The sequence below is a fragment of the Cyclobacterium qasimii M12-11B genome, from assembly GCF_000427295.1.
Classification (GTDB): domain Bacteria; phylum Bacteroidota; class Bacteroidia; order Cytophagales; family Cyclobacteriaceae; genus Cyclobacterium; species Cyclobacterium qasimii.
In genome coordinates, this window is the sequence record NZ_ATNM01000068.1 from 1 (window position 1) to 646 (window position 646).

Genomic DNA, 646 nt, shown 5'->3' on the forward strand with positions numbered 1-646 from the left:
AATTCCACTCGTCTGATTTTTTGCAGAAGCCGTTTTTCGGCAGGCTTTCCACAAATTCAATTTCTCTAGGATATTTGTATGGAGCGGTAATCGTCTTCACATGGTTTTGCAGCATTTTGACAAGCTCATCACTGCGTTTTTCATGATTTTTGCAGGACAACATATGCCTTTACAATGGAGCCTCTGATTTCATCAGGGCTCGCGACAACAGCACATTCTTTTACTTCTGGGTGCTTAACAAGCGCGTCTTCCACCTCGAAAGGCCCGATCGTATAGCCGGAGCTGATAATAATATCGTCATTTCGGCTTTCAAACCAGAAGTAACCTTCCTCATCTTTTCTTGCTCTGTCTCCCGTTAGGAAATAATCGCCGCGAATTTGTGTTTTCATTCTTTCCGGATCTTTAAAATACTCTTTAAAGAGCGCAGGCGTACTGAGGTGAACAGCGATATCGCCAACCTCACCAGGTTTGCAGATTTCACCGTCTTCATTTATGATCTCCACCTGATTTCCCGGTGTCGGTTTTCCCATGCTTCCCGGTTTAATAGGCGTATCTTTCAAAACACCAACCAAAAGCGTGCTTTCTGTTTGGCCATATCCGTCCCGTACCTTAATGCCAAAGTGCTTTTGGAAAACATCAATGACTT

At 43.8% G+C, this 646-nt stretch carries 1 protein-coding gene; it reads right to left on the reverse strand.

Going from position 1 to position 646, the window contains the following annotated elements:
* Positions 1 to 140 precede the first annotated feature (140 nt).
* A partial coding sequence (locus tag ADICYQ_RS31150) for an AMP-binding protein (RefSeq protein ID WP_235114434.1) occupies positions 141 to 646 on the reverse strand: 506 nt, incomplete at its 5' end.